The following is a 23,135-nucleotide window of genomic DNA, read 5'->3' as shown; positions in this document are numbered from 1 at the left end:
CCGCTGCCGCCAATGGCGGGCCATGAGAAGGGATGCCGGTCCCATAGCCTATTTCGGCTCGGCGGACCACTGCCTCACAAGCCGGTCAGGTTTGTGGCGAGCGCGGCGCGCTCACCCGGAAATGATCAGGCCTGCGGAGCGGTCGCAGCCGGCGGCGTCACGCCGGTGCCCGGCGTAGCAGGCGCGGCCGGCGCAGGCGTGCCGTCCTCGGTGGCGTCGGTGCCCTCTTCATTGGGCGCCGTGGGAGCGTCGGCGTCCTCGGTCAGGCCCGTGCCGCCCTTGAGCATGTCGGTCACCTGCTGTTCGAGGCCTTCCGGCAGCATGGAAATCAGCGTCTGGCCCATGTTGCGCAGATGCGGCAGCGTCTGCGATTCCGCAGCCCAGCTCGGCAAGTTGTTCGGCAGCAGCCAGGTCCCGAAGATCGTGATGACAATGGCGATCAGAATGCCGCGCAGCACGCCGAAGGCAAATCCCAAGGTGCGGTCGATCGGCCCGATCCGGCTGTCCACCACGAAGTCGGCAATGCGCATGGTGAGCAGGTGCAGCACGATCAACGCCACGATGAAGCTGACCACAACCGTGGCGATGTCGGCAACGATGGCCTCGGCAATATACTGCCGCGCGATTTCGGGATGGTACTGCCACATGTAGATGGCGATGGCGGCCGAGCCGGCCCAGGTGGCCAGCGAAAGCACTTCGCGGGTCAGGCCCCGCGCCGTGGCGAGGATCGCTGAAATCAGCACCAGCACACCCACACCAACGTCGAACGCTGTCAGCATATGTCTTCGCCTAGCTCCAGTTGCCGCCCCGGCAGTCTCGGGCCTCGTTTAGCCGCTTTGCCGTCCGATGCCAAGGGCGCGGCGCGCCCGAGAAGACGATCTCCAAAGAAACTGTTAACCCCTATGCCCGCCCCTGCTATTCTCTGCCCGAGGAGAAGCCATGGACAACAGCAGAAATCATCGCGTCTACGCCACCAGCGTGGCCAGCGTCTACAAGCACTACATCACCAAGGCCGAACGCAAGGGCCGCACCAAGGCGGAGGTGGACGAGGTCACCTGCTGGCTCACTGGCCATACCCAGGAAGGGCTGGAGCGCGAACTGGCCAACCAGACCACGTTCCAGGACTTCTTTGACAACGCGCCGCGCCTCAATCCCGCGCGATCCCTGATCAGGGGTGTCATCTGTGGCGTACGCATCGAGGAGATAGAGGAGCCGACCATGCGCGAGATCCGCTATCTCGACAAGCTGGTGGACGAACTCGCCAAGGGCCGCCCTATGGAAAAGATCCTCCGCCAGCCGCCCGCTTAACCTACCACTCGTCTCGATTTGCTTCGCGCGGCTTGCCGTTCGCAGCGATCCGCCCGACCAGATCGGCCAAGGCAGTGAACTCGGACACCGCCAGACCGGTCGCCCGGTCGGCATTGCCCAGCCGCCCTGTAGCAACCGATTTGAAGCCGAGTTTCTGCGCCTCACGCAAGCGTAGCGATCCATGCGCTACCGGCCTGATGCCCCCAGCCAGCGAGATTTCGCCGAAATAGACCGAGTCTTTGGGCAGGGGCGAACTGGTCAACGAGGAGATCAGCGCCGCCGCCACCGCGAGGTCAGCCGCCGGCTCATTGATCTTCAAGCCACCGGCCACATTGAGATAGATGTCATTGGCGCCGATCCGCACCCCGCAACGCGTCTCCAATACAGCCAGCACCATCGACAGCCGCGACGAATCCCAACCCACCACGGCCCGCCGCGGCGTGCCCAGTGGCGAAGGCGCCACCAGCGCCTGGATTTCGATAAGGATCGGCCGCGTGCCCTCCATCCCGGCAAAGACCGCCGAGCCGGTGGCGTCGTCGTCGCGCTGGTCCAGAAACAGCGCCGAAGGATTGGCCACCTGTTCGAGCCCCAACTCGGTCATGGCAAAGACGCCGATCTCGTCGGTGGCGCCATAGCGGTTCTTGACCCCGCGCAGGATGCGGAACGTATGGCTGGCGTCCCCCTCGAAATAGAGCACGGCGTCGACCATGTGCTCCACCACGCGTGGGCCGGCGATCTGCCCGTCCTTGGTCACGTGACCCACCAGCACGACGGCCGCACCGCTCTTTTTGGCAAAACGCGTCAGCGCCTGCGCCGAGGTGCGCACCTGCGTCACCGTCCCGGGCGCCGAATCCACCCGATCAGTCCACAGCGTCTGGATCGAGTCGATGATCACGAGATCGGGGGCAGGGCCGTTCTCCAGTGTCGCCAGGATGATCTCAACATTGGTCTCGGCCGCCAGCATCACATTGGCCTCGCCCAATCCCAGTCGCTGCGCCCGCAACCGCACCTGCGCCACGGCCTCTTCACCGGACACATAGATGACGCGCTTGCCGCGATTGGCCAGAGCCGCAGCCGACTGCAGGAGGAGCGTCGACTTGCCGATGCCGGGATCGCCACCCACCAGCAGCGCCGATCCCTTTACGAAGCCACCGCCGGTCACCCGGTCCAGCTCCGCCATGCCGGTCACCACCCGCGCCGCGCTCTCGGTCTCACCCGCCAGCGGCACCAGATTGGTCGGCCGGCCGCCGGACTTGGCCGACTTCGGCCCCGCGCCGACGCCGCTATCGGCGATCTCCTCGACAATGGTGTTCCATTCGCCGCAAGCGTCGCACCGCCCCTGCCAGCGCGAGGTCACCGCGCCACAAGCCTGGCAGACAAACGAAGATCGGGATTTGGCCAAGCTGCTACTCTACGAAGTGAAGTCTGGACATCTTTATGAAGGGGAGGCTGCTAGTGCAAGAACAAAATAGGAACTGCATCGATGCAGTTCTCTAAGCCCTGCCACGATGCGCAGCCTTCTCCGCCAAGCTCCGTAACGTGTTCCAGTTGCGAGCGGTCATGGTGCCCGACTTGCGCTCGATAAGGCTGGATAGGGACGAGCCGGTCACTTTATCATGGTAATCGACCACCAGATGGCCGCTGATCACGGCGATCCGCTCAGGCCCATCATAGTCTGCTACCCAGCTGAAGTCGGGGCGCGGATTTGCAGCGAAATAGGCCGCCAGTGCTGACGGACGCGCTGTGCTGGCATCCGGAAACGGATCGGCCTTGATCAGCCGCTGCAATTGGCCGGGCGTCCTCACGATCGCCTTGTTGCTGGGCGCCAGTCCCAAGCTCTGCACGATCTCATCCATGCGCCGCGCAACGGCAGCTGCGGTCCCGTCGCCTTCGACGATCATGTTGCCGGTCGCGACATAAGTCTCTGGATTGCTGAAACCGGCATCGGCAACGGCCGCACGCCAGTCGGCCATGGACATAACCCTGTGCGTCACTGGGCCAATGGCACGAAGCATGACTACGAAAACGCCCATCGCCTCCCCGTGAACGGCGCACTAACCAGCCGGCAAGTTCCCGTCGCCGACATAGTTCCGGTTGTACCGCCCCTTCAGCGAGGTCAGGATTTCGTAGCCGATCGTGCCGCCTGCATCGCCCTGGTCGTCGACATCAAGGATGTTCCCCAGCACCTCGGCGCCTTCGCCGGGGCTGGGAATGTCGGGGCCCAGTTCGGTGATGTCCACCGTAATCTGGTCCATCGACACCTTGCCGACCACCGGGCAGACCTTGCCGCGGATGACGACCTTGCCGCCGGGACGCGTATTGCTGGCGGACAGAGAACGGAGGAAGCCGTCGGCATAGCCGTGGCTCAGCACGGCAAGGCGGCTGTCGCGCGACAGCGAATGGCTGGCGCCATAGCCGACGGTCTCGCCGGTCCGCGCTTCCTTGATCTGGAGGATGGGCACATGCAGCGTCACTACGGGCGCCATCGGGTTCTTGCGGCCGTTGACGGCCCGCCCGCCGTAAAGCGCAATGCCTGGCCGCACCATCTGGAAATGGTAGTCACGGCCTGTCATCAGCCCTGCCGAATTGGCCAGCGACGCCGGCACGCCCGGGAACTGCGACATGACGGAGCCGAACAGCGCCAGCTGCGTGCGGTTCTTCTCGTGGTTGGGCTGGTCGGCGCAGGCGAGGTGGCTCATCACCATCTGCGGCGCATAACCCAGCGACTGGATGCGTTCGCGCACCATGCCCGCCTCGTTGAGGCGGAAGCCCAGGCGGTTCATGCCTGTGTCGAAGTGGAAGGCCGACGGATAGGCCTCGTTACGCTCCAGGCACTTGGCCAGCCATTCCTCCAGCATCGCCATCGAGGAGATAACCGGCATCAGGTTCTGCCGCACATAAAGGTTGGCCGCACCCGGATACAGGCCGTTGAGCACGAAGATATGCGCGTCCGGCACGGCAGCGCGCACGGCGAGCCCTTCATCCGGGGTTGCCGTGAAGAAGAAGCGGGCGCCGGCGGCATGCAGAGCCTTTGAAGCCATCGTGATACCGGTGCCATAGGCGTCGGCCTTGACCACGGCGCCCGTCAAGGCGCCGGCGCTCACCTTGTCCAGCGCACGCCAGTTGCGGGCCAGGGCCCCGAGATCGATGCTGAGTTGCCCGCCGAGGCCAGACGTCAGGGCCATAAACTATTCCATGCGTTCGGGCAGGTAGTCGGCGCGCGCCAGGTTGCCGAAGCGCGTATACTGCGCCTCAAAGCTCAGCTGCACCGTCCCGGTAGGACCGTGGCGCTGCTTGGCAATGATCACTTCGGCCTTGCCGTGCACCTTTTCCATTTCCCCTTGCCAGGACATATGCTCTGGCGTGCCCTCTTTGGGCTCCTTGTTCTTGAGGTAGTACTCTTCGCGGTAAACGAAGAGCACCACGTCAGCGTCCTGCTCGATAGAACCCGATTCGCGCAAGTCCGCCAGTTGCGGATGCTTGTCGTCACGCGCTTCCACCTGACGCGACAGCTGGCTGAGAGCGATCACCGGCACCTCAAGTTCCTTGGCCAGCGCCTTGAGGGTCGTGGTGATTTCGGTCAGTTCCTGCACGCGGTTCTGCGAGGCTGACTTGGTCGAGCCGCTGAGCAGTTGCAGGTAGTCGACGATGAGGCAATCGAGCCCCTTCTGCCGCTTGAGGCGCCGCGCACGCGCCGCCAGCTGCGCCACGCTGATACCGCCGGTGTCGTCGATATAGAGCGGCAGCTTGCTCATCATGTTGGAGACGTCGACGAGCTTGGAGAATTGCGAATCGTGGATGCGGCCGCGCCGTATGTCGGAGGAGGAAATCTCCGCCTGTTCCGCAAGGATACGGGTAGCCAGCTGTTCGGAACTCATTTCGAGGCTAAAGAAGCCCACGATGCCGCCATTGGTTGTCTTGTTGTGCCCGTCGGCCTGCACTTCGTTGCGATAGGCCTTGGCGATGTTGAAGGCGATATTGGTGACGAGCGAGGTCTTGCCCATGGCTGGACGTCCCGCGAGGATGATCAAGTCCGACCGCTGCAAGCCGCCCATCTGGCGGTCCATGTCGTCAAGGCCGGTCGAGATGCCGGACAGTCCGCCATCGCGCTGGTAGGCTTCGCCCGCCATCTGGATCGAGGCGCTGAGCGCGCTGGAGAAGGCCTGGAAGCCGCCATCGTAGCGGCCTTTTTCCGCCAGCTGGAACAGTTCGCCCTCGACCTTCTCGATCTGCTTGGTCGGCGTCATCTCGACATCCGACTCATAGGCGACCTGCACCATTTCCTCGCCCACAAGGATCAGGTTTCGGCGGATGGCCAGGTCATAGATGGCCTGGCCATAATCGGCCGCATTGAGCACGGTGGTCGCTTCCGCGGCCAGGCGCGCAAGGTACTGCGCCATGGTAACGTCGGGCAGCAGCTGGTCGGGCAGGTGGGTCTTGATCGTGGTCGGATCGGCCGACTTGCCGGCGCGGATAATCTTGCCAGCGAGCTCATAGATGTCCCGGTGCACCGGCTCGTAGAAATGGACCGGCTCAAGGAAGTCCGACACGCGGTAGAAGGCGTCGTTGTTGATCAGGATCGCGCCCAGCAGCGCTTGCTCCGCCTCCACGTTGTGGGGCGCCAGACGGAACGACTTTTCTTCAGCCGGATGGAGCCGCGCGATCTCTGCCATGGTGCCTCGGGAGGTTGTTAACCTTTCTTAACCACGCAGTGTGGGCAAGAGTCTTGGCCTATCGGCACCCTGGTTAATGCACCGTAAGGAGACCCTGTGAACACTGTGGACAACGGGGAATGTGACCAGCGTGTGTTGCACGGGAACAGGGCATGAACATGGCGAGTCGTGCGGCTAATTCCGGAACGAGTCCGCGACGCTGCCGGCACCCCATGGTCTGGCAGATGGGTTCGAACCCTCCCAGCTCACCTGGTCGACGCGCCATTGGCCGTTGCTCATCTGGAGCATGTGAAGGGATAGAAGCGCTGGCGCCTGTGGTGTCTTCACCGTGGCGACATTGTCGACAATACCTTTCAGCTCTGCTCCGTTGAATTCAAAAGGCAGCGCGCCCTGCCTTTCACCGGCAAGCATGATCCGGTCGAAGACAACACCGGTGTCTCGCATGGTATCGAGAGCTAGGGAGTCAGCCCGCGCGACGTTCGGCCGGAACAAACCCGTTCCCGGCAGGTCCGCCGTATCGATCCCGGGCAGCAGCATCTGCAAGGGTTGAGTCGGAGCAAGGATGCCCTGCTTGGCTGCTGGCGATAGCAGCAAATAGGCGCGATACCAGTCCCCTTCCGCCATGGCCGCGATGAATTCGTCGGCAACCGCTTCTGCCGTCGAATAGTCGATCTCGTCGATAAAGGTCCGTGGGAATGGCAGTTCTGCCGCCGGGATCGCGCCTGCTTCCGGACTGATCGACCAGCCTGGGCTGAACGTCCCATCGTTCCAGGCAATGCTGTCGACGCGCCATTCTCCCCATTCCGTTTCCTTGAGGCTCAGGCGCAGCCCGTCTGTCGCCCCGTCTATTGCCGCCTCTGCCCCGTCCTCTGTTTCGGCAACGACCTCCACGGCGCCTCCGGCGAAGCTGAAAGGCATCTGTTCGTTCTCGGTAGCGCCGGCCAACATGTCGTCGAAGAGGCGCGCCCAATCCAAAGAGAGGTCATCGAGCACGTCTGGCTCCGCATCGCGGGTGCCGATCAGCGCCGGCACTTCGAACTTCTCCACGCCAGCAAACAGGGAGGCCGAGTTTCCTGAGGCGATTGCCTGGTAAAAGGCATCTTTGGCTTCCGGCGACAGAAGATAGTAGGCGCTGACGAAATCCGCGGATGCCATGGCATCCGTAAACTGCTCGGCCACGGCAGTTGGCGACCCGTAATCGAAATCATCTATGTAGCGATAGCCCTGCGCGACCGCAGGCGCGGCGCCTGCCAAAGCAAATAGTCCTGCAGCTAAAAAGCGTTGCACGTCGATGTCCTCCGTTCGTCTGCCAATGGCAAACTACAGGAAACTGCTGTGACAGAAGCGTGACGGCAAACAAGAAGGCCGGGCACATGGCCCGGCCTTAGGAGATCTTGGCGCTAGCCTTAGATTTCGTCGTCGAAGCGGTCGTCCTGCTGCGCGTCCTTCTGGCCGGCAGCGAAGTCGCCTTCTTCGTCTTCGTCGTACTGGGTCACGGTGACGTCTTCACCGGCCGACTGGCGGGCGGCTTCGTCCGTCGAACGGGCGACGTTGACGGTGATCGACACGGCCACTTCGGCGTGCAGATTCAGCGACACGGTGTGGATGCCGACCGACTTGATCGGGTCGGCTAGGTCCACCTGCGAACGCTGGACGGTGAAGCCGTCGGCAGCCAGTGCTTCCACGACGTCGCGCGAAGCGACCGAGCCATAGAGTTGGCCGGTTTCGCCGGCCTGGCGGATGATGATGACTTCGCGGCCGTTGAGACCTTCGGCAATGCCGGCGGCGGCATTCTTGCGGTCTTCGTTGCGCTTTTCGATGTGAGCGCGTTCGGCTTCGAACTTCTTGCGGTTGGCTTCCGTGGCGCGGAGCGCCTTGCCCTGGGGCAGGAGGAAGTTACGGGCGAACCCGTCCTTGACCGAAACTTCGTCGCCGATGGAGCCGGTGCGGCCCACGCGCTCGAGCAGGATAACTTTCATTTGGGTATTCCTTGTGGCTGTCCCGTCTCTTAAACGGTTAGGAGCCCCGGACCATCCGGAACCCCAGCGATAGCCCTCTCCGTGGAGGGCACTTAGCCTACTGCACCTTGTAAGGCAGTAGGCCAAACAGGAAGTCGTTGGGCTGGATGAGATAGTGGTGGTTTGCGAGAACCGGAGCGGAGCGTACCTCAGTACGTGAGCACCGGAAGCGCAGCGAACCGCCGCTAGATCGCCAGCCCAGCGAACTTACTGGACGGCATACGGCATGATGCCGATGAAGCGGGCGCGCTTGATCGCCTGGGCGAGTTCGCGCTGCTTCTTGGCCGAAACGGCCGTGATGCGGCTCGGCACGATCTTGCCGCGCTCGGAAACATAGCGCGACAGCAGACGCACGTCCTTGTAGTCGATCTTGGGCGCGCCTTCGCCCGAGAACGGGCAGGTCTTGCGGCGGCGCTGGAACGGACGGCGGGCCTGGGCGGTGGTAAGGTCTTTGATTGCCATAGCTGTTCAGTCCTTCAAATTAGAAACGGCGCGGACGGCGTTCGCCGCCGAAGCCACCACGGTCACGGTCGCCGCCGGGACGGCCGCCGCGTTCGCCATCACGATCGTCGCGGTCGCGCTTCTGCATCATCGCCGACGGGCCTTCTTCCAGCTCGTCCACGCGGACGGTCATGAAGCGGAGGATGTCTTCGTTGATACGCATCTGGCGTTCCATTTCGGCAACGGCCTGCGGCGCTGCGTCGATGTTGAGCAGCGTGTAGTGCGCCTTGCGGTTCTTGCGGATGCGGTAGGAGAGACCCTTGAGGCCCCAATATTCGTTCTTGGTGACCTTGCCGCCGCCATTGGCGAGGACTTCGGTCAGCGCAGCGGTCAGTTCTTCGACCTGCTGCTGGGAAACGTCCTGGCGGGCCAGGAAGATATGCTCGTAAAGGGCCATTGATGCGCCTTCCTTCGTGGTTTCAACACAGCAACGTCTGGCGCGGAGCCTCCTTGAAGCCGGAAAGGCGTCAAAGCAGTCTTGCAAAGAGCGGGAACACGGGAGGCCGGGCCTTGGCCCTATCCGCCGTTTTCAACGGCAAACCCTCCGTTCAGCCCCCGGCCAAACGAATTGCTGGCGCCGCTATAGGGCAAAGGGGTGGGGAAGGCAAGGACCATGGCACGTTGGACCGAGTGTTGCTCTCGCCGATGCCTTGACTCCGCCACACCCTTTCGGCACACGCCCCGCGACTGGACAGCCGCCCCGGCGGTTGCCACACTGTGCAAAAGAGGACGACGATGACCAAGCGCGCATTCACCTTTCCGGGGCAGGGCAGCCAGGCCGTCGGCATGGGCAAGGATCTGGCCGCGAGCTATCCCGAAGCCCGTGCGGTTTTCCAGGAAGTGGATGAAGCCCTTGGGCAGCGCCTCTCGGCCATCATGTTCGAGGGCCCCGAAGACATCCTGCGGCTGACCGAGAATGCCCAGCCCGCATTGATGGCGGTCAGCATGGCGGTGATGCGCGTGCTGGAAGCGCGCGGCGTCCGCCTTGCCGATCATGCAGCTTTTGTGGCGGGCCATTCGCTGGGCGAATACTCCGCCCTTGCCGCTGCCGGGACCTTCTCGATCGCCGACGCGGCCCGTCTGCTCAAGACCCGCGGCCAGGCCATGCAGAAGGCCGTGCCCGTCGGCCATGGCGCCATGGCGGCCCTCCTGGGCCTCGACCTCGAGACCGCCCGCGAGGTGGCCGCCGAGGCTGCCCAGGGTGAAGTCTGCGACGTGGCCAATGACAACGCGCCGGGCCAGGTCGTGGTCTCGGGAGCCACGGCCGCGGTCGAACGGGCCGTCGAGATCGCCAAGGGCAAGGGCGCCAAGCGCGCGCTGCTGCTCCCGGTGAGCGCACCGTTCCACTGCTCGCTGATGCAGCCCGCCGCCGATGCGATGGCCGCCGCTCTCGACGAGGTCGAGATGCAGGCCCCAGTTGTGCCGCTGGTCGCCAATGTCCTCGCCGCCCCCGTCTCCGATCCCGCCGAAATCCGCCGGCGCCTCGTGGAACAGGTGACCGGCGTCGTGCGCTGGACCGAAAGCGTCACCTGGCTGACCGGCGCCGGCGGCGTCACGCACTTGACCGAACTGGGCACCGGTAAGGTGCTGACGGGTCTCGCCAAGCGCATCAACGCCGAAGCCGCTGCCAACAGCGTCGGCACGCCGGCCGATATCGACGCCTTTGTGGCCGAACTGACCGCCTGATTTCTTGAATCAAGCCTTCAAGTGCTTGAATCCTTATCTCCGCAAGGGAGGACTAAATGTTTGATCTGACTGGCAAGCGTGCTCTGGTAACCGGCGCCAGCGGCGGCATCGGGCGCGAGATCGCCAAGGCGCTGGCCGCCGCCGGCGCCACCGTCGCCCTGAGCGGCACCCGCGTCAGCGCGCTTGAAGATACGGCAAAGGAGATCGGCGCCGAATGCCCGATCCTGCCGGCCAATCTCAGCAAGCTCGAAGAGGTCGACAAACTCGTTCCCGCCGCCGAAGCAGCCATGGGCGGGCTGGACATTTTAGTCAACAATGCCGGCCTCACGCGCGATAATCTCTTCATGCGCATGAAGGACGAGGAGTGGGACGAGGTCCTCGCCGTCAATCTCACCGCCGCCTTTCACCTCAATCGCGCCGTCCTGCGCGGCATGATGAAACAGCGTTGGGGCCGCATCATCGGCATCTCGTCGGTCGTTGGCGTCATGGGCAATCCGGGGCAGGGCAACTACGCTGCCTCCAAGGCCGGTCTCATCGGCATGAACAAGGCCTTGGCCCACGAGGTCGCTTCCCGCAACATCACCGTCAATTCCATTGCGCCGGGCTTCATCGCCTCGGCCATGACCGACGAGCTCAACGACAAGCAGCGCGAGGCGATTCTCGCCACCGTGCCGGCGAACCGCCTGGGCACCGCGCAGGAAGTCGCCGCCTGCACCGTGTTCCTCGCCAGCGACGCGGCGGCCTACATCACCGGCCATACGCTGAACGTAAACGGCGGCATGGCGATGATCTGACGGCTGCTTCCTTTGGTAAGGACGGCTTGAAAGCCGTTGATAACCGGGGAACTGCCTTATAACGCCGGCGTTACCTGTGCTACTCGCCGCCTTCAATACCCGTGGTGGCCAGCCTTGCAGGTGCCCTAATGCCCGCATACATTGGCGCGTCGGCTAACACGGTGCTTGAAGATTTGGCACTCCGCCAATAAGAAGCGAAACGAAACCTCGATTTCGAAAAAGGAAGTCTAATATGAGCGATGTCGCTGATCGGGTCCGCAAGATCGTTGTGGAACACCTCAATGTGGATGCCGAGAAGGTCACCGAAAAGGCGAGCTTCATCGACGACCTGGGTGCAGACTCCCTTGATCAGGTCGAACTGGTGATGGCCTTCGAAGAAGAATTCTCGGTCGAGATCCCCGACGACGCTGCCGAGTCGATCCAGACCTTCGGCGATGCTGTCTCCTTCCTCACCAAGGCTGTCGGCTAAACCGCCGGCGGAGAAACATTGACCATGGAACTACGCCGCGTTGTCGTCACCGGCCTCGGCCTTGTCACCCCCCTTGGGTGCGGAGTCGAAGCCACTTGGGCCAATATCCTGGCCGGCAAGAGTGGCGCCAAGCGCATCGATGATTTCCAGGTCGATGACATTGCCTGCCAGATCGCTCATCGCTTGCCGCTCGGCGACTATGCCGACGGCAAGTACAATCCTGATGAGTGGATGGAGGTGAAGGAACAGCGCAAGGTTGATCCTTTCATCGTCTATGCAATGGCCGCGGCGACGCAGGCCATTCAGGATGCGGGCGTCGAGCCCAGGACCCAGGAAGAGCAGGAACGCACCGGCGTCCTGATCGGCTCGGGCATTGGTGGCGTCGGCGGCATTTATGATGCCTCCGTCACGCTGCACGAAAAAGGCCCCCGCCGCATCAGCCCCTTCTTCATTCCGGGCCGCTTGATCAACCTGGCGTCCGGCCAAGTCTCGATCCGCTTTGGCCTCAAGGGTCCCAACCATTCCGTCGTTACCGCCTGCTCGACCGGCGCACACGCCATCGGCGATGCGGCGCGTCTGATCGCGCTGGGCGATGCCGACGTCATGGTAGCCGGTGGCGCCGAAAGCTGCGTCAACCGCCTGTCGCTGGCCGGCTTCTCGGCCGCCCGCGCGCTGTCCACCGGCTTCAACGACAATCCCACTGCCGCCTCGCGTCCCTATGACAAGGACCGTGACGGTTTCGTCATGGGTGAAGGCGCCGGCATTGTCGTGCTTGAAGACTTCGAGCGCGCCAAGGCCCGTGGCGCCAAGATCTATGGCGAAGTTATCGGCTATGGCCTCTCGGGCGATGCCTACCACATCACCGCACCAGCGCCGGAAGGCGAGGGCGGCTACCGCGCCATGAGCGCCGCCATCAAGCGCGCCGGCATCTCGGCCGCCGACATCGACTATATCAACGCCCATGGCACCTCGACGCCGCTGGGCGACGAGCTTGAACTGGGCGCCGTCACCCGCGTCCTCGGCGATGCCGCTCCCAAGGCGGTGATGAGCTCCACCAAGTCGGCCATCGGTCACCTCCTGGGTGCAGCCGGTTCCGTGGAAGCCATCTTCTGCCTCCTCGCCATGCGTGACGGCATTGCCCCGCCGACCCTCAATCTCGACAATCCTTCCGTGGAAACCGAGATCAATCTCGTGCCGCACAAGCCCTTCGAAAAAGAGATCAACGTGGCCCTCTCCAACAGCTTCGGCTTTGGCGGCACCAATGCCACGCTGGTGATGCGCAAGGTCGCCTGACTTTTCCACGAACGAATAGGGAGGCACATCGCTTGGCGGCGGTGTGCCTCTTGTTTTTGTGCGGCCGCGACGCCAAAAATGCGCCCGGCCATGAGGCTGACTCAAACCCGTGACAAGTCCCGCCGCGCCAAGCAACGGGCCCAAAGGTGATCCAGCACGATGAATGACCGCAAGCCAAGGCGCCGCCGCCGCTCCCGCAATGGTTTCCTGGACATCCTGAACGGCCTTCTGTCGCTGCTTGTGCTGGGCCTGCTGGTCGCAGGCGGCGTCGTGCTCTATGGCGCGTCGCAATTCTATGGCGATGGCCCGCTCCAGGAAGAAACCACCTTCCGTGTCGAGGCTGGTTCCGGCCTGTCATCGCTGGCGCCCCGGCTCGAAGAGCAGGGTCTGATCTCCAATCAGTACATCTTCCAGGTCGGCAGCCGCCTGGCCGAACTGCCGGGCACCATCAAGCAGGGCGACTTCCGCATTCCGGCGGGCGCCTCCATGGCCGATATTCTCAACGAACTCACCACCGGCAATCCTATCCGCTACGCTGTCGTCATTCCGGAGGGCTGGACCTCGTGGGAGGTCATCCAGCGCCTCAACGACGACACCAACATCGTGGGCGAGATCTCCACGCTTCCGCCCGAAGGCTCCATTCTTCCTGGCAGCTACGACTATGTTCCCGGCGAAACGCGCCAGGCCGTGCTGGACCGCATGCAGGAGGCGATGAAGACCGAGCTTGCCGCCACGTGGGAAGCCCGCGATCCCGACCTGCCGCTCGAAACGCCTGAAGAGCTCCTGGTTCTTGCATCCATCGTGGAAAAGGAAACGGGTGTCGCCAGCGAGCGTCCGCAGGTCGCCGCCGTCTTCGTGAACCGTCTTCGCGAAGGCATGCGGCTCCAGTCCGACCCGACCATCATCTATGGCATCACCAAGGGCCAGTCGCGGCTGGACCGAGGCATCAGGCGCTCCGAAATCGAAGCAGAGACGCCCTACAATACCTACCAGATCGACGGCCTGCCGCCGACGCCGATCGCCAATCCGGGTGTCGAGGCTCTGAAGGCTGTCGCCAATCCCGATGCCCACGACTACCTCTACTTCGTGGCCAAGGGCGCGACCCCGAGCGAAGGCCATGTCTTCGCCGAAACCTATGCCGAGCATCAGGACAACGTTGCGCAGTATCGCCGCATCGCCGCCGAGGCCGCGGCACAGGCCGAAGCTGACGCCGAAGCGGCGCGTCAGGCCCTGGAGGCTGAGGAGGCGAGCGAGGCCACTCCGTGAGTCAGCCGCTCGCCAGCATGACCGGCTATGCCCGCGCCGTGGGGACCGCCGCGGGCGCGTCCTTTGCCTGCGAGGTCAAGTCGGTCAACGGACGCGGGCTCGATGTCAGGCTGCGCCTGGCCCCGGGTTTTGACAGTCTCGAAGGCGACATTCGGCAGTTGATCGGCAAGATCCTGACCCGCGGCTCGGTCACCCTCGGCCTGACTGTTGAACGCGACAGGGCAGGGGCGGAACTGGTAGTCAACCGGCGCGCCCTGGCAACAGTGCTGGAGACGATCAAGGAGCTGGGCAAGGAGCTCGATCTGCCAAGGCCCAGCCTTGATGGGATCCTTGCTCTGCCCGGGGTGCTCGAGCAGCGGGACACCGGCCGTGAGGGAGACGAAGCGCTCCACGCGGCCATTCTCGATGTCGTCTCACGCGCCTTGATCGACTTGACGGTGGCGCGTCGCCAGGAGGGCAGCGCCATGTCGACGGTCCTGCTGGGCATGCTGCTCGAGGTCGAGCGCCATGTCGAGCGGGCCGAGGCACACCCCGCGCGCGGCCGCGATGTCATTCTCGCGCGACTGCGCGAGCAGGTAGCGGCTCTGGCCGACGATATCGCCATTCCCGAGGATCGCCTAGCGCAGGAGGCGCTGCTGCTCGCCGCCAAGGCCGACATCCGTGAAGAACTCGATCGGTTGCGCGCCCATATCGCCAGCGCGCGCCAGCTGATTCAGGGCGGGGGCGCCGTCGGGCGCCGGCTCGATTTCCTCGCGCAGGAATTCAATCGCGAAGCCAATACCTTGTGCAGCAAATCCAATGCGGTGGAGCTTACTGCCATCGGCCTTGACCTCAAGGCGGTGATCGATCAATTACGCGAGCAAGTTCAGAACATCGAATAGGATCAAGGGCGATGGAATTTCAGCGCCGCGGCGTCATGCTGGTCATCGCTTCACCTTCGGGCGCCGGTAAATCCTCCATCTCCCGCTCACTGTTCCAGCAGGATCCCAACATTCGTCTCTCGGTCTCGGTCACCACCCGCGCCCGCCGCAGCGACGAGGTCGAGGGCACGCACTACTATTTCGTCGATGTGCCGACCTTCAACCGCATGCGCGCCGATGGCGAACTGCTCGAATGGGCGCAGGTGCATGACAATTTCTATGGCACGCCGCGCGCTCGGGTCGAGGAACAGCTCTCTGCCGGCAACGACATCCTGTTCGACGTCGATTACCAGGGCACGCTGCAGCTCTATGAGAAGAGCCGGCGCGACATGGTGACGGTGTTTATCCTGCCCCCCACCATCCGCGAACTGCGCGCCCGCCTGGAGCGGCGCGCCCAGGACAGCGCTGGCACCATCGAGAAGCGCCTGCGCAACGCCAAGATCGAGATGCAGCACTACGGCGAGTACGACTACATCATCATCAACGAAGACCTTGAAGCCTCGACGCAAAAGGTCCGCTCGATCCTCGCGGCGGCCCGCCTGGAGCGCGAGCGCCTGGTGCAGCTCGACAACTTCGTCAAAGACCTGCAGAACCAGATCGACTCGCTCTGAGAGCAATTTGCAGAGACCTCATGGTGAGCTTCCTGAGCTTGCCAAAGGACGAACCACGAGGTCGCTTGCACCATCATTGCCGCGACCTCGTCCTTCGACCAGCTCAGGATGAGGTCTGTTGTTGGCTCCGCAGCGCCGGCAGGGCCCGCGCCATGGCGAGGAATGCCTCGACCGGCAGTTCTTCCGCCCGCTCATCACCCTTGAGGCCAGCGACCGCCAGCAGACCGTCCACCGGCACGCCGGCCGCCTTGAGGCTCTGCCGCACCATCTTGCGGCGCTGCCCGAAGGCTGCACGAGTGATGTGTTCCAGATTTTTGACCGTAACGTCCTCGCCCACGGGCTTGGGCACCAAATGCACCACCGCTGAGGTAACATTGGGCGGGGGCACGAAGGCCTGCCGGCCGACGTTGAAGGCAATTCGCGCCTCCGTGCGCCAGCCCGCCAGCACGCCCAGCCTGCCATAGGCATCGTCGCCCGGCTTGGCGCAAATCCGCTCCGCCACTTCACGCTGGAACATCAGCGTCAGGCTTTCAAAGAAGCTCGGCCAGGGATCGAGCGTCAGCCACCCGGTCAGGAGCGGCGTCGCGATATTGTAGGGCAGGTTGGCAATGATGCGCGTCGGCCCATCGGCCAGCGTGCTGTAATCCATCTCCATCGCATCGCCGCTGATCACTGTCAGCCGCCCGGGATAGGCCTCGGCGATCTGCGCGAGGGCCGGGAGCGCGCGCGGGTCGCGCTCGATGGCGATCACTTCGCGTGCGCCCTCGGCCAGCAGAGCCCGCGTCAATCCGCCAGGCCCAGGACCCACCTCGATCACCCGCACGCCCTCCAGCGTGCCGGCAACGCGCGCAATGCGTGCCGTCAGGTTGAGGTCGAGGAGGAAGTTCTGCCCCAGCTCCTTCTTGGCGCGTAGACCGTGCTCCGCGATCACTTCGCGCAGGGGAGGGAGATTGTCGATCTGGCTCATTGGCTGGCAGTCATCTCATCGGCCATGCGGATCGCGGCCAGGAAGCTGGCAGGTGAAGCGCGGCCCGTCCCGGCAAGATCAAAGGCGGTTCCGTGGTCAGGTGAGGTCCGCACGATCGGCAGGCCCAGGGTGACGTTGACGGCATCCTCGAAGGCCACTGTCTTGATCGGGATCAGCGCCTGGTCATGATACATGGCGACCACGGCGTCGTAGCGGGACCAATGGAGGGGATAAAACAGCGTATCGGCGGGCAGGGGCCCTTCGGCGCCGATCTTTTCGAACTGCAACTGCGCTACCGCCGGACCCACGATCTCGAGATCCTCGCGACCGATCGCGCCGCCTTCGCCCGCATGGGGATTAAGCCCCGCAACACCGATCCGTGGGTGCTCGACACCGAAGCGGCGTTTGAGGTCCTGTGCCAGCACCCTCACGGTGTCCACGATCAGCTGCTTGGTCAAAAGCTCCGGCACGTCGCGGATCGGCACATGGATGGTGACGGGCACGGCCCGCAGCGCCCCATGCGCCAGCATCATCACCGGCAGGCGCGGCGTCCCGCCCGTGGCGCATAGTTCAGCCAGAAACTCGGTATGCCCCGGATGCTTGAACCCGGCATTGTAGAGCGCCGCCTTGTGAATGGGCGCCGTCACCAGCCCCCGGCATTCCCCGGTGAGCGTTGCGGCAACCGCATCCTCGATCGAGCGGATCACCGCACCTGCCGAAACCGGCGACACTTCGCCGGGCTTGTCCGGAACAAGCCCGTCCACATGCACCACCGGCAGCGCCCTGGGGAAACAGCCTTCGGCGTCAGCAGGCAAAACCGCTTCGATCGCAAGGTCGAGCCCGAGCCGCTCCGCGCGCTGCCGAAGAAAGTCCACCTGTCCGAACAGGCAAAAGCTGGGCAGTCCCAGCTCATCCCGGCGCGCATAAAGCGCGAGCGCCAGGTCGGGGCCGACCCCCGCCGGCTCACCCATGCTGATCGCCAGCGGTCTATCCATGCGGCCCCCATCAAGCAAAGGGCCCGCTCTGCGGGCCCTCGGTACTAGTTGTAGATGATCTTGGCGCGGCTGCGCAGTTCGGCCAGATAGTCCTTCACCTGCCCGCCCAGCGCGTCATTGCCCTGCTCGGCCCGAAGATCGCTCTTGATGAAGGTCAGGTCCTCTGCCTGCGTCTTTTCGCAGATCGCCAGCATCGAGACGCCGGTTTCCACCACGCGCGGCTTGGTGATGCCGCCGACATTGAGGCCGGCCAGTTCCTTGGCCACGGCCTCGGGCAGCTGGGTGGCATGGCGGCGGCCCACATCGATCACGGCCGCATCGGTGAAGCCGAGCGAGAGGTCCACCGCGGTGTCGCAGCCGGAGAACTTGGAACGATAGCTGTTGGCCTGGCCCGAGCGCCCGCTCGAACCGCTGCCGACAAAGATCACTTCCTTGAGGATGTAATCGAAGGTCTGGTATTCCTGGACCTTGTTGGCCGCTTCCTGGTCGAGCTGCAGCTCGGAAATCTGCACCTGCGGCATGATCACCTGCTCGGTGACGGCATTCCAGGCGATGGCGGCGCGCAGGCGGTCGCGCAGCGTTTCCATGCCGACGCCGCCCTGCTGCAGCGTGGCCACCAGGCGGTCCTGGCTGATCTTCATGTTGCGCGCGATCTGCAGCATGGCTTCGTCGATCTGCGCATTGGAGACGGTGACGCCGATCCGCTTGGCTTCGGCGATCTGTATGGCTTCGTCGATCAGCTGCTCCAGCGCACCCTTGGCGCCGCCGCTATTGCCCTCAAGGGCAAACAGCCGCTGCCGCTGCGCCACCTGGAAGTCGGTGATCGGCGTACCGTTCACCGTGACCTGTGTGGATTGCGCCATGGCCGGCATGGCAGGCGCCAGCAGCAGCATCGCGCCCATGAGCATGGCGCCCGCAGTGCGCCTCAAAATCGTCTTGGCCATCGTTACTTCGCCTCGCGTCAAACCACCCGCACTCAATGCTGCGGGAACAGCGCGCTGTCAATTGCCCCATGATTAAGGCCAAAATCTGCCAGCCTAGTTGCTGGGCAGGGGAACGGCGCCTGCATAACCCACATTGAGCCCGGCCGGTGCCTTGATGCGGAACGAGGCGGTCACGGTGGTCGCGTCGGGGGAAGTGTGCGTCGGACCGTTACGACTCGCATCGGCGCCGATCTGCAGGTAGCCATCGTCATAGGTCACGCCGCCGCCCACCTGCAGCCAGCTATTGCCGGCGAGGTCCCAGTAGGCGTGGCTGCGCAGCGACCAGTATTCCGCCACGGGGACCGTCAGGCTGCCGCCCACTTCGTGCAACGTCTTGAAGGCGCCGGCGGCCGGATTGGGCGCGATATAGTTGTAGCTGGCCGTCGCCCCATAGCCATCCTTGCCATAGCTGGCCGACAGGGAGGCGCGGGCGATGCGGAGATTGTCGTTGGGGTCGATCTGCAGCTTGCCGCCCGCCTTGACGCCCTGCGATAGCCCCGCATAGGCGCCCAGCACGGCATAGGACGCATTGCCGCTCAAGCCGCCCCCGACCGCCGTCTGCGCATGATCGGCCGTCGCGAAGGCATTGACCCCGCCCAGATGGAACGATTGCCCGGCGATGAACTCGACATAGCCGCCATCGATGAAGTTGGCCTGGTAGCGCCCGCCGACATTGAGCCGCGTACCGGTTTCCTGGCGGTCGTTGCCGCTGAAACGGTTGTAACTGAAGAGGTTGGTGTCATCGAAGACGAAGCTTTGCGCATCGTCATTGGTGATGCCGACAAGGCTCGTATTGGAGCCGCGATAGACCAACTGCCCGATCGGCTCGATCAGGTGCACGGTCGAACCGTCGCTCGCCGCCATGGGGTAGCGCACGTCCATCGCCGCAATCGGGGTCGCGCTCCACAGCGAGGTGGCGCCGGGCGGTGCCGGATATTGCGCTCCCGCCGTGAAGGCGCCCTGGCGCTCGTAATAAGCAAAATCCGCCCGCCCGCCGAGATAGGGCGTCGCTACGAAACCACCGGCGCCGATCCACTGCGTCTGCCAGCCGGCCTGCACGCTGGCATGCTGCTTGTTGCCAGCATAACCGAACACATAGGGCACGCCGTTATAAGTCGCGACCTGGTCTGCCTTGCGCTGCACGCCAAGGAGTCGCCCGCTGATGTCGATCTGCCCGAAGCCTTCGGCCAGCCGCTCGACATGGTCCAAGCGCACATTGGGGATGGCCGCGGCTTGGCCGTCCTGCGCCGACCACTGCACGTTCTCGCCGATCTGGTTGAACTGCTGCACCCGCATGTCGAGATAGGTGTCGTCGGTCAGATGCGTGGCATAAACCTGGTTGATGCTCGATTTGGCCAGGTCCAGGCGGTAGTCATAAAGGTAGGAGGGATCGGTGAAGGTCGAATAGCTCCAGCCCACCGTCCAGTCTTGGAACGGGCGGAACTCGCCTGCCGTCTGGATGGCGCCGCGCCAGTCCTGCCGGCCGTCCCCTACAAAGGCAGAGCTATCCATCTGGCGAATGCCCGAAACCTTGACCTGGATCGCCCCGGTCTCGAACCGCTGGTTCACTTCGGCTCCAAGCAGGAAGCCCTGGCGCGTCATGAAGGTCGGCGTCAGGATCACGTCGGTCCAGGGCGACCGATAGGCATGGTAGGGGATAACCAGGCTATGGCCGGTCTTTTCGCTATAGCCATAGGTCGGCATGCGCAGGTTCGCCAGTGCCGTTTCGCTCGTGTCCGGCAGCCACAGGAACGGTAGCCAGGCCACGGGTATGCCGAGCAGCGACAGCGTCGGCTGCTCCATATAGAGCGACCCATCCTCGGCATTGTAGGTGATGCGCGACGTGCTGACCGACCAGCCGATGCACCGGCCGTCCTCATCGATACATTCTCCGCAAGGCGCGTAATTGGCCTTCTCGAGAATCGTGCGCAGCGCTTCGTCGTAGTCGGCGCTGTCGGCGGTGACGCGGGCACCGTCATAGGAGGTGATGGTGAGCGCATTCATGAAGGCCTGCTTCATGCCGCCGGTGACATCGAGGTCCGCCATTTCGGCGAGGTTCCCCGAAGGGTCCCGCACCGTCACCGCACCGACGAACTTCAGGCGCTCGCTGGCGCGGTCATAGACCAGCTTCTGCCCTGTCAGCGTATAGCCGCCCTGGCGCAGCACCACGTCGCCATTGGCGGTAATCACGTTGGCGGCGCTGTCGAAGGTCAGCGTGCTCGCATCCACCTCCGTGGGGGCGGAGGGGTCAACCGGCGCATTGAAAAAGTCGAGCGGTAGGATGCCTTGCGCCTGCACGCCCGTCGCGAGGGCGAGTGCCAGCGCAGCACCGGCAAGCAGGCGGCGGGGCGAACCAGCTCTTTTCACAACACTCTTCACGCGCGCCCGTCTTCTCTGTGCAGCAACACCGTTACGCCAATAACGATGGCCACGAATGCCGGTCCGATCGCCGCGAACGTTGGGTTGAGAACGCCGGTCGACCCGGCACGGTCAGCCATCTCGGTAATCACGAACACGACAAATCCCAGCACGACCCCGTAAAGGACCGCTGGACCATAATTAGAGCTTCTTCGATAACCCGCAGTAAACGCAAAAGCAATGAACAGGGAACCCGTCAGCACCAGCGGCAATGCCAGGAGCTTAATCAAGCGCATGGTCCCGGCTGTGCGAATCGCAGGGTCGGCCACACCGGCACGAAGCAGTCCTACCAACTCGAAGAAAGTCATGTCTTCGGTCGATGCCAGCTTCAGCCGCAATTCGGCCGGCGTCGAACTCGTCGGCAGGAGGTAATCGTTGACGATCCGTGGCGGGCTTTCCGGATTGCGGATGGTCGCCACCGGCAGCCGCCAATGGCCCTTTTCGAGTATGGCTTCGGGCGCCTCGATGCGGGCATCGGTGGTGCTGTCCTGCCGGAAGATCGTCACCTGTCCCATGGACTCACCGCCCGACTGCATGCCGGTCGCCATCATTACATAGCGCGTATCTCCGCTTCCCTGCTGCAGCCAGATCTCGCCGGCCGGTGTCGCCATGGTCACCTGGCCGGGCGGGGTCGGATAGAGCTGCCGATTGACCTGCGTACTGACGGTTTCAAGGCCCAGCGATATGGCGAGGCTGACCAGGGCCAGCGCAATCACCGGCGCCCGCACCGTGCGCCAGATCGAAACGCCACTGGCATGGATGACGGTGAGCTCGTGACGCGCCTTGAGGTCGATGAAGCCCAGGATCGCCCCCATCAGCACCGTCACCGGCAGGGTCTTGATGGTCCATTTGACCGCGCTCATCCCCACCATCAGCATGGCACTCGGCAGCCCGTGCTGGTCCTTCACATAGTTGAAACGCCAGGTGTCGAGCGATTCCACCAGCGCGATGAGTCCATAGAACACCAGCACCGTTACGGCGATGCGGCTGCCCACGCGCCTTAGAACAACCCAGTCGATGCGGTTCATAGCGGCGCCGCCAAAGGAATGGGCCGCGGCCGGATGCGCAGCAGCAGGGCAATGCCCGCCACCACGATCAGCAGCAGCGCGCCGGTAGACGTGCCGATCGGGCTATAGGCGCTGATTCCCCGCTCACCAAAGGCGATCAGCATAACGACCGCCTCCATGGGCACGGCAAAGCGCGTGCGCTTGCCACTGGGAAAACCTAGCATGGCCAGAACCATGATGGCGATGCCGATCACCCGCAATCCCTCGGCCATGCGGTTTGCGACGAGAAGCAGCATCGGCTGGTTCCAGTCTCCCGTGGCCCAGGCCTGTGCCAAGAGGGTTACAGTATCCGTCTCATAGATCGGGTCGCTCCAGCCCGCCGCCTGCGACAGCCGGTCGACGCTGACGTCGTAACGGGCAAAGGCGATCTGCGAGAAGCGGCCATCCGCGGCGGCATATTGCAGCGTGCCATTGCGCAATTCGAGCACATAGTCTTCCCCATAGGCCGCCACGCGCGCCGTCTCGGCGATATAGGTCTGCCGCAGTTTCGGATCGCGGCGGTCATCGGCGAAGAACTCGCGGATTTCGCCATCGCCTTCGCGGCTGCCGATCAGCAGCACCACGCCCGGCGTGATCTGGGTAAAGCGCCCCGGCCGCAGCGAGGAACTCACCAGGTCGGCAGCCACGCTGGCATTGAGGAGGTTGAGGCGCCGGTTGGCGGCCGGTTCCACGAAGTTCGACAGCAGCAGCACGCCCACGACGCCCGCGCCGATCACGATCATCGTCGCGCCCCACAGAGACTTCAGCCCATGGCTGGTGTGGATAATGTGGAGCTCGCGATTGTTCTGCAGTGCCTGCAAGGCTCGCGTCAGGCCGATGCCGATGCAGATATAGAAAAACGAAATGGCCAGCGGCGGCATGGTCAGCAGGGCCTGCACTGCCAGTGTGAAGATGCTCTGCCCCTTGACCGAAATGACGTCGAACGAGCGGAGGCAATTGACCAGCCACAGCAGGAAGCAGACGACGCCGAACAGAATGATGGCATCGACCACGAACAGGCGCGCAAGATAGGCGGTCAGTTTCTTCATGCTGGACGTAGAGGTCTCCCCGGCGCGGCGGACCTTGGTGCAGTTTGTCCTGCGGTTCAAGCCGCCTGCTCGGGCCCGGTCGCTTTGCCCACGACCTGTTGCGGGATTGACGCGGCCGGTAAAGACCTCAATGTAAAG

Annotated in this window: 23 protein-coding genes; 8 read left to right on the top strand and 15 right to left on the bottom strand. The window is 63.8% G+C overall.

Annotated elements, in window-relative coordinates; all coding sequences use genetic code 11:
* Window positions 1-125: 125 nt before the first annotated feature.
* Window positions 126-779, bottom strand: a complete 654-nt coding sequence (locus tag VIL88_RS14270; protein ID WP_331989978.1) for a CvpA family protein — start codon at window positions 777-779, stop codon at window positions 126-128.
* A 160-nt stretch (window positions 780-939) separates the two neighbouring features.
* On the opposite strand from VIL88_RS14270, the gene VIL88_RS14265 reads away from it, so the two are divergent.
* Window positions 940-1,308 (top strand): DUF2200 domain-containing protein, encoded by a 369-nt coding sequence (locus VIL88_RS14265; RefSeq protein WP_331989976.1) that lies wholly within the window; start codon window positions 940-942, stop codon window positions 1,306-1,308.
* Window position 1,309: 1 nt separating this feature from the next.
* Here VIL88_RS14265 and radA read toward each other — a convergent pair whose 3' ends face one another.
* The 8 genes from radA to rpsF all read right to left on the bottom strand — a co-directional run bounded on the left by radA (window position 1,310) and on the right by rpsF (window position 8,897).
* A complete protein-coding gene (gene radA, locus VIL88_RS14260; RefSeq protein WP_331989974.1) occupies window positions 1,310-2,710 on the bottom strand; it encodes a DNA repair protein RadA in 1,401 nt (466 codons plus the stop codon).
* 91 nt (window positions 2,711-2,801) lie between these two features.
* Window positions 2,802-3,341, bottom strand: coding sequence for a DUF1697 domain-containing protein (locus VIL88_RS14255; RefSeq protein ID WP_331989972.1), 540 nt, complete (start codon window positions 3,339-3,341; stop codon window positions 2,802-2,804).
* Window positions 3,342-3,362: 21 nt separating this feature from the next.
* On the bottom strand, window positions 3,363-4,493 hold the full coding sequence (gene alr, locus VIL88_RS14250; RefSeq protein WP_331989970.1) for an alanine racemase: 1,131 nt from the start codon (window positions 4,491-4,493) through the stop codon (window positions 3,363-3,365).
* A 3-nt stretch (window positions 4,494-4,496) separates the two neighbouring features.
* A complete protein-coding gene (locus VIL88_RS14245; protein WP_331989968.1) occupies window positions 4,497-5,981 on the bottom strand; it encodes a replicative DNA helicase in 1,485 nt (494 codons plus the stop codon).
* 174 nt (window positions 5,982-6,155) lie between these two features.
* Window positions 6,156-7,268 (bottom strand): hypothetical protein, encoded by a 1,113-nt coding sequence (locus VIL88_RS14240; RefSeq protein ID WP_331989966.1) that lies wholly within the window; start codon window positions 7,266-7,268, stop codon window positions 6,156-6,158.
* 119 nt (window positions 7,269-7,387) lie between these two features.
* The gene (gene rplI / locus VIL88_RS14235) at window positions 7,388-7,960 is read right to left on the bottom strand and encodes a 50S ribosomal protein L9 (RefSeq protein WP_331989964.1); all 573 of its coding nucleotides are present in this window, start codon (window positions 7,958-7,960) and stop codon (window positions 7,388-7,390) included.
* Between the two features lie 246 nt (window positions 7,961-8,206).
* Complete coding sequence (gene rpsR / locus VIL88_RS14230) at window positions 8,207-8,461, bottom strand: 30S ribosomal protein S18 (RefSeq protein ID WP_046169334.1); 255 nt, start codon at window positions 8,459-8,461, stop codon at window positions 8,207-8,209.
* A gap of 19 nt (window positions 8,462-8,480) precedes the next feature.
* Window positions 8,481-8,897: a 30S ribosomal protein S6 gene (rpsF, locus tag VIL88_RS14225; protein ID WP_331989962.1), complete on the bottom strand. Its 417-nt coding sequence runs from the start codon at window positions 8,895-8,897 to the stop codon at window positions 8,481-8,483.
* Between the two features lie 338 nt (window positions 8,898-9,235).
* Between rpsF and fabD the strand changes: the two genes are divergently transcribed.
* The 7 genes from fabD to gmk all read left to right on the top strand — a co-directional run bounded on the left by fabD (window position 9,236) and on the right by gmk (window position 15,539).
* The gene (fabD, locus tag VIL88_RS14220) at window positions 9,236-10,186 is read left to right on the top strand and encodes an ACP S-malonyltransferase (protein ID WP_331989960.1); all 951 of its coding nucleotides are present in this window, start codon (window positions 9,236-9,238) and stop codon (window positions 10,184-10,186) included.
* 56 nt (window positions 10,187-10,242) lie between these two features.
* Window positions 10,243-10,980, top strand: a complete 738-nt coding sequence (fabG, locus tag VIL88_RS14215; RefSeq protein WP_331989958.1) for a 3-oxoacyl-[acyl-carrier-protein] reductase — start codon at window positions 10,243-10,245, stop codon at window positions 10,978-10,980.
* Window positions 10,981-11,212: 232 nt separating this feature from the next.
* Window positions 11,213-11,449: an acyl carrier protein gene (locus VIL88_RS14210; RefSeq protein ID WP_331989956.1), complete on the top strand. Its 237-nt coding sequence runs from the start codon at window positions 11,213-11,215 to the stop codon at window positions 11,447-11,449.
* Window positions 11,450-11,473: 24 nt separating this feature from the next.
* A complete protein-coding gene (fabF, locus tag VIL88_RS14205) occupies window positions 11,474-12,742 on the top strand; it encodes a beta-ketoacyl-ACP synthase II (protein WP_331989954.1) in 1,269 nt (422 codons plus the stop codon).
* A 159-nt stretch (window positions 12,743-12,901) separates the two neighbouring features.
* The gene (gene mltG, locus VIL88_RS14200; protein ID WP_331989952.1) at window positions 12,902-14,008 is read left to right on the top strand and encodes an endolytic transglycosylase MltG; all 1,107 of its coding nucleotides are present in this window, start codon (window positions 12,902-12,904) and stop codon (window positions 14,006-14,008) included.
* Window positions 14,005-14,889, top strand: coding sequence for a YicC/YloC family endoribonuclease (locus tag VIL88_RS14195; protein WP_331989950.1), 885 nt, complete (start codon window positions 14,005-14,007; stop codon window positions 14,887-14,889). Before mltG ends, VIL88_RS14195 begins: the two co-directional genes overlap by 4 nt.
* A gap of 11 nt (window positions 14,890-14,900) precedes the next feature.
* Window positions 14,901-15,539, top strand: a complete 639-nt coding sequence (gene gmk / locus VIL88_RS14190; protein ID WP_331989948.1) for a guanylate kinase — start codon at window positions 14,901-14,903, stop codon at window positions 15,537-15,539.
* Window positions 15,540-15,642: 103 nt separating this feature from the next.
* Here the strand turns inward: gmk and rsmA are convergent, their stop codons facing one another.
* The 6 genes from rsmA to VIL88_RS14160 form a co-directional block, all read right to left on the bottom strand.
* A complete protein-coding gene (rsmA, locus tag VIL88_RS14185; protein ID WP_331989946.1) occupies window positions 15,643-16,506 on the bottom strand; it encodes a 16S rRNA (adenine(1518)-N(6)/adenine(1519)-N(6))-dimethyltransferase RsmA in 864 nt (287 codons plus the stop codon).
* Window positions 16,503-17,501, bottom strand: coding sequence for a 4-hydroxythreonine-4-phosphate dehydrogenase PdxA (gene pdxA, locus VIL88_RS14180; protein WP_331989944.1), 999 nt, complete (start codon window positions 17,499-17,501; stop codon window positions 16,503-16,505). The genes rsmA and pdxA overlap by 4 nt, the downstream gene beginning before the upstream one ends.
* A 44-nt stretch (window positions 17,502-17,545) precedes the next feature.
* Window positions 17,546-18,445 carry a peptidylprolyl isomerase gene (locus tag VIL88_RS14175; RefSeq protein ID WP_331989942.1) on the bottom strand — a complete coding sequence of 300 codons (900 nt, stop codon included), beginning with the start codon at window positions 18,443-18,445 and terminating at the stop codon, window positions 17,546-17,548.
* Window positions 18,446-18,538: 93 nt separating this feature from the next.
* Window positions 18,539-20,851 carry an LPS-assembly protein LptD gene (locus VIL88_RS14170; RefSeq protein WP_331989940.1) on the bottom strand — a complete coding sequence of 771 codons (2,313 nt, stop codon included), beginning with the start codon at window positions 20,849-20,851 and terminating at the stop codon, window positions 18,539-18,541.
* 8 nt (window positions 20,852-20,859) lie between these two features.
* The gene (locus VIL88_RS14165) at window positions 20,860-21,930 is read right to left on the bottom strand and encodes an LptF/LptG family permease (RefSeq protein WP_331989938.1); all 1,071 of its coding nucleotides are present in this window, start codon (window positions 21,928-21,930) and stop codon (window positions 20,860-20,862) included.
* Window positions 21,927-22,997: an LptF/LptG family permease gene (locus VIL88_RS14160; RefSeq protein WP_331989936.1), complete on the bottom strand. Its 1,071-nt coding sequence runs from the start codon at window positions 22,995-22,997 to the stop codon at window positions 21,927-21,929. The genes VIL88_RS14165 and VIL88_RS14160 overlap by 4 nt, the downstream gene beginning before the upstream one ends.
* Window positions 22,998-23,135 lie beyond the last annotated feature (138 nt).

This window comes from Devosia sp. (assembly GCF_036563435.1).
In the GTDB taxonomy this organism is placed as follows: Bacteria; Pseudomonadota; Alphaproteobacteria; order Rhizobiales; family Devosiaceae; genus Devosia.
The sequence above is the reverse complement of the archived record's forward strand: the minus strand, read 5'-3'. Positions and strand labels throughout refer to the sequence as shown.

Bases quoted from the DNA above. Each gene is read 5' to 3' on its own strand.
- VIL88_RS14255 (WP_331989972.1), bottom strand. From the start codon at position 3,341: ATGGGCGTTTTCGTAGTCATGCTTCGTGCCATTGGCCCAGTGACGCAC.
- rplI (WP_331989964.1), bottom strand. From the start codon at position 7,960: ATGAAAGTTATCCTGCTCGAGCGCGTGGGCCGCACCGGCTCCATCGGC.
- gmk (WP_331989948.1), top strand. From the start codon at position 14,901: ATGGAATTTCAGCGCCGCGGCGTCATGCTGGTCATCGCTTCACCTTCG.
- alr (WP_331989970.1), bottom strand. From the start codon at position 4,493: ATGGCCCTGACGTCTGGCCTCGGCGGGCAACTCAGCATCGATCTCGGG.
- rpsR (WP_046169334.1), bottom strand. From the start codon at position 8,461: ATGGCAATCAAAGACCTTACCACCGCCCAGGCCCGCCGTCCGTTCCAG.
- VIL88_RS14265 (WP_331989976.1), top strand. From the start codon at position 940: ATGGACAACAGCAGAAATCATCGCGTCTACGCCACCAGCGTGGCCAGC.
- VIL88_RS14270 (WP_331989978.1), bottom strand. From the start codon at position 779: ATGCTGACAGCGTTCGACGTTGGTGTGGGTGTGCTGGTGCTGATTTCA.
- VIL88_RS14245 (WP_331989968.1), bottom strand. From the start codon at position 5,981: ATGGCAGAGATCGCGCGGCTCCATCCGGCTGAAGAAAAGTCGTTCCGT.
- VIL88_RS14160 (WP_331989936.1), bottom strand. From the start codon at position 22,997: ATGAAGAAACTGACCGCCTATCTTGCGCGCCTGTTCGTGGTCGATGCC.
- VIL88_RS14210 (WP_331989956.1), top strand. From the start codon at position 11,213: ATGAGCGATGTCGCTGATCGGGTCCGCAAGATCGTTGTGGAACACCTC.
- VIL88_RS14165 (WP_331989938.1), bottom strand. From the start codon at position 21,930: ATGAACCGCATCGACTGGGTTGTTCTAAGGCGCGTGGGCAGCCGCATC.
- fabD (WP_331989960.1), top strand. From the start codon at position 9,236: ATGACCAAGCGCGCATTCACCTTTCCGGGGCAGGGCAGCCAGGCCGTC.
- VIL88_RS14175 (WP_331989942.1), bottom strand. From the start codon at position 18,445: ATGGCCAAGACGATTTTGAGGCGCACTGCGGGCGCCATGCTCATGGGC.
- rpsF (WP_331989962.1), bottom strand. From the start codon at position 8,897: ATGGCCCTTTACGAGCATATCTTCCTGGCCCGCCAGGACGTTTCCCAG.
- rsmA (WP_331989946.1), bottom strand. From the start codon at position 16,506: ATGAGCCAGATCGACAATCTCCCTCCCCTGCGCGAAGTGATCGCGGAG.
- mltG (WP_331989952.1), top strand. From the start codon at position 12,902: ATGAATGACCGCAAGCCAAGGCGCCGCCGCCGCTCCCGCAATGGTTTC.
- fabF (WP_331989954.1), top strand. From the start codon at position 11,474: ATGGAACTACGCCGCGTTGTCGTCACCGGCCTCGGCCTTGTCACCCCC.
- pdxA (WP_331989944.1), bottom strand. From the start codon at position 17,501: ATGGATAGACCGCTGGCGATCAGCATGGGTGAGCCGGCGGGGGTCGGC.
- fabG (WP_331989958.1), top strand. From the start codon at position 10,243: ATGTTTGATCTGACTGGCAAGCGTGCTCTGGTAACCGGCGCCAGCGGC.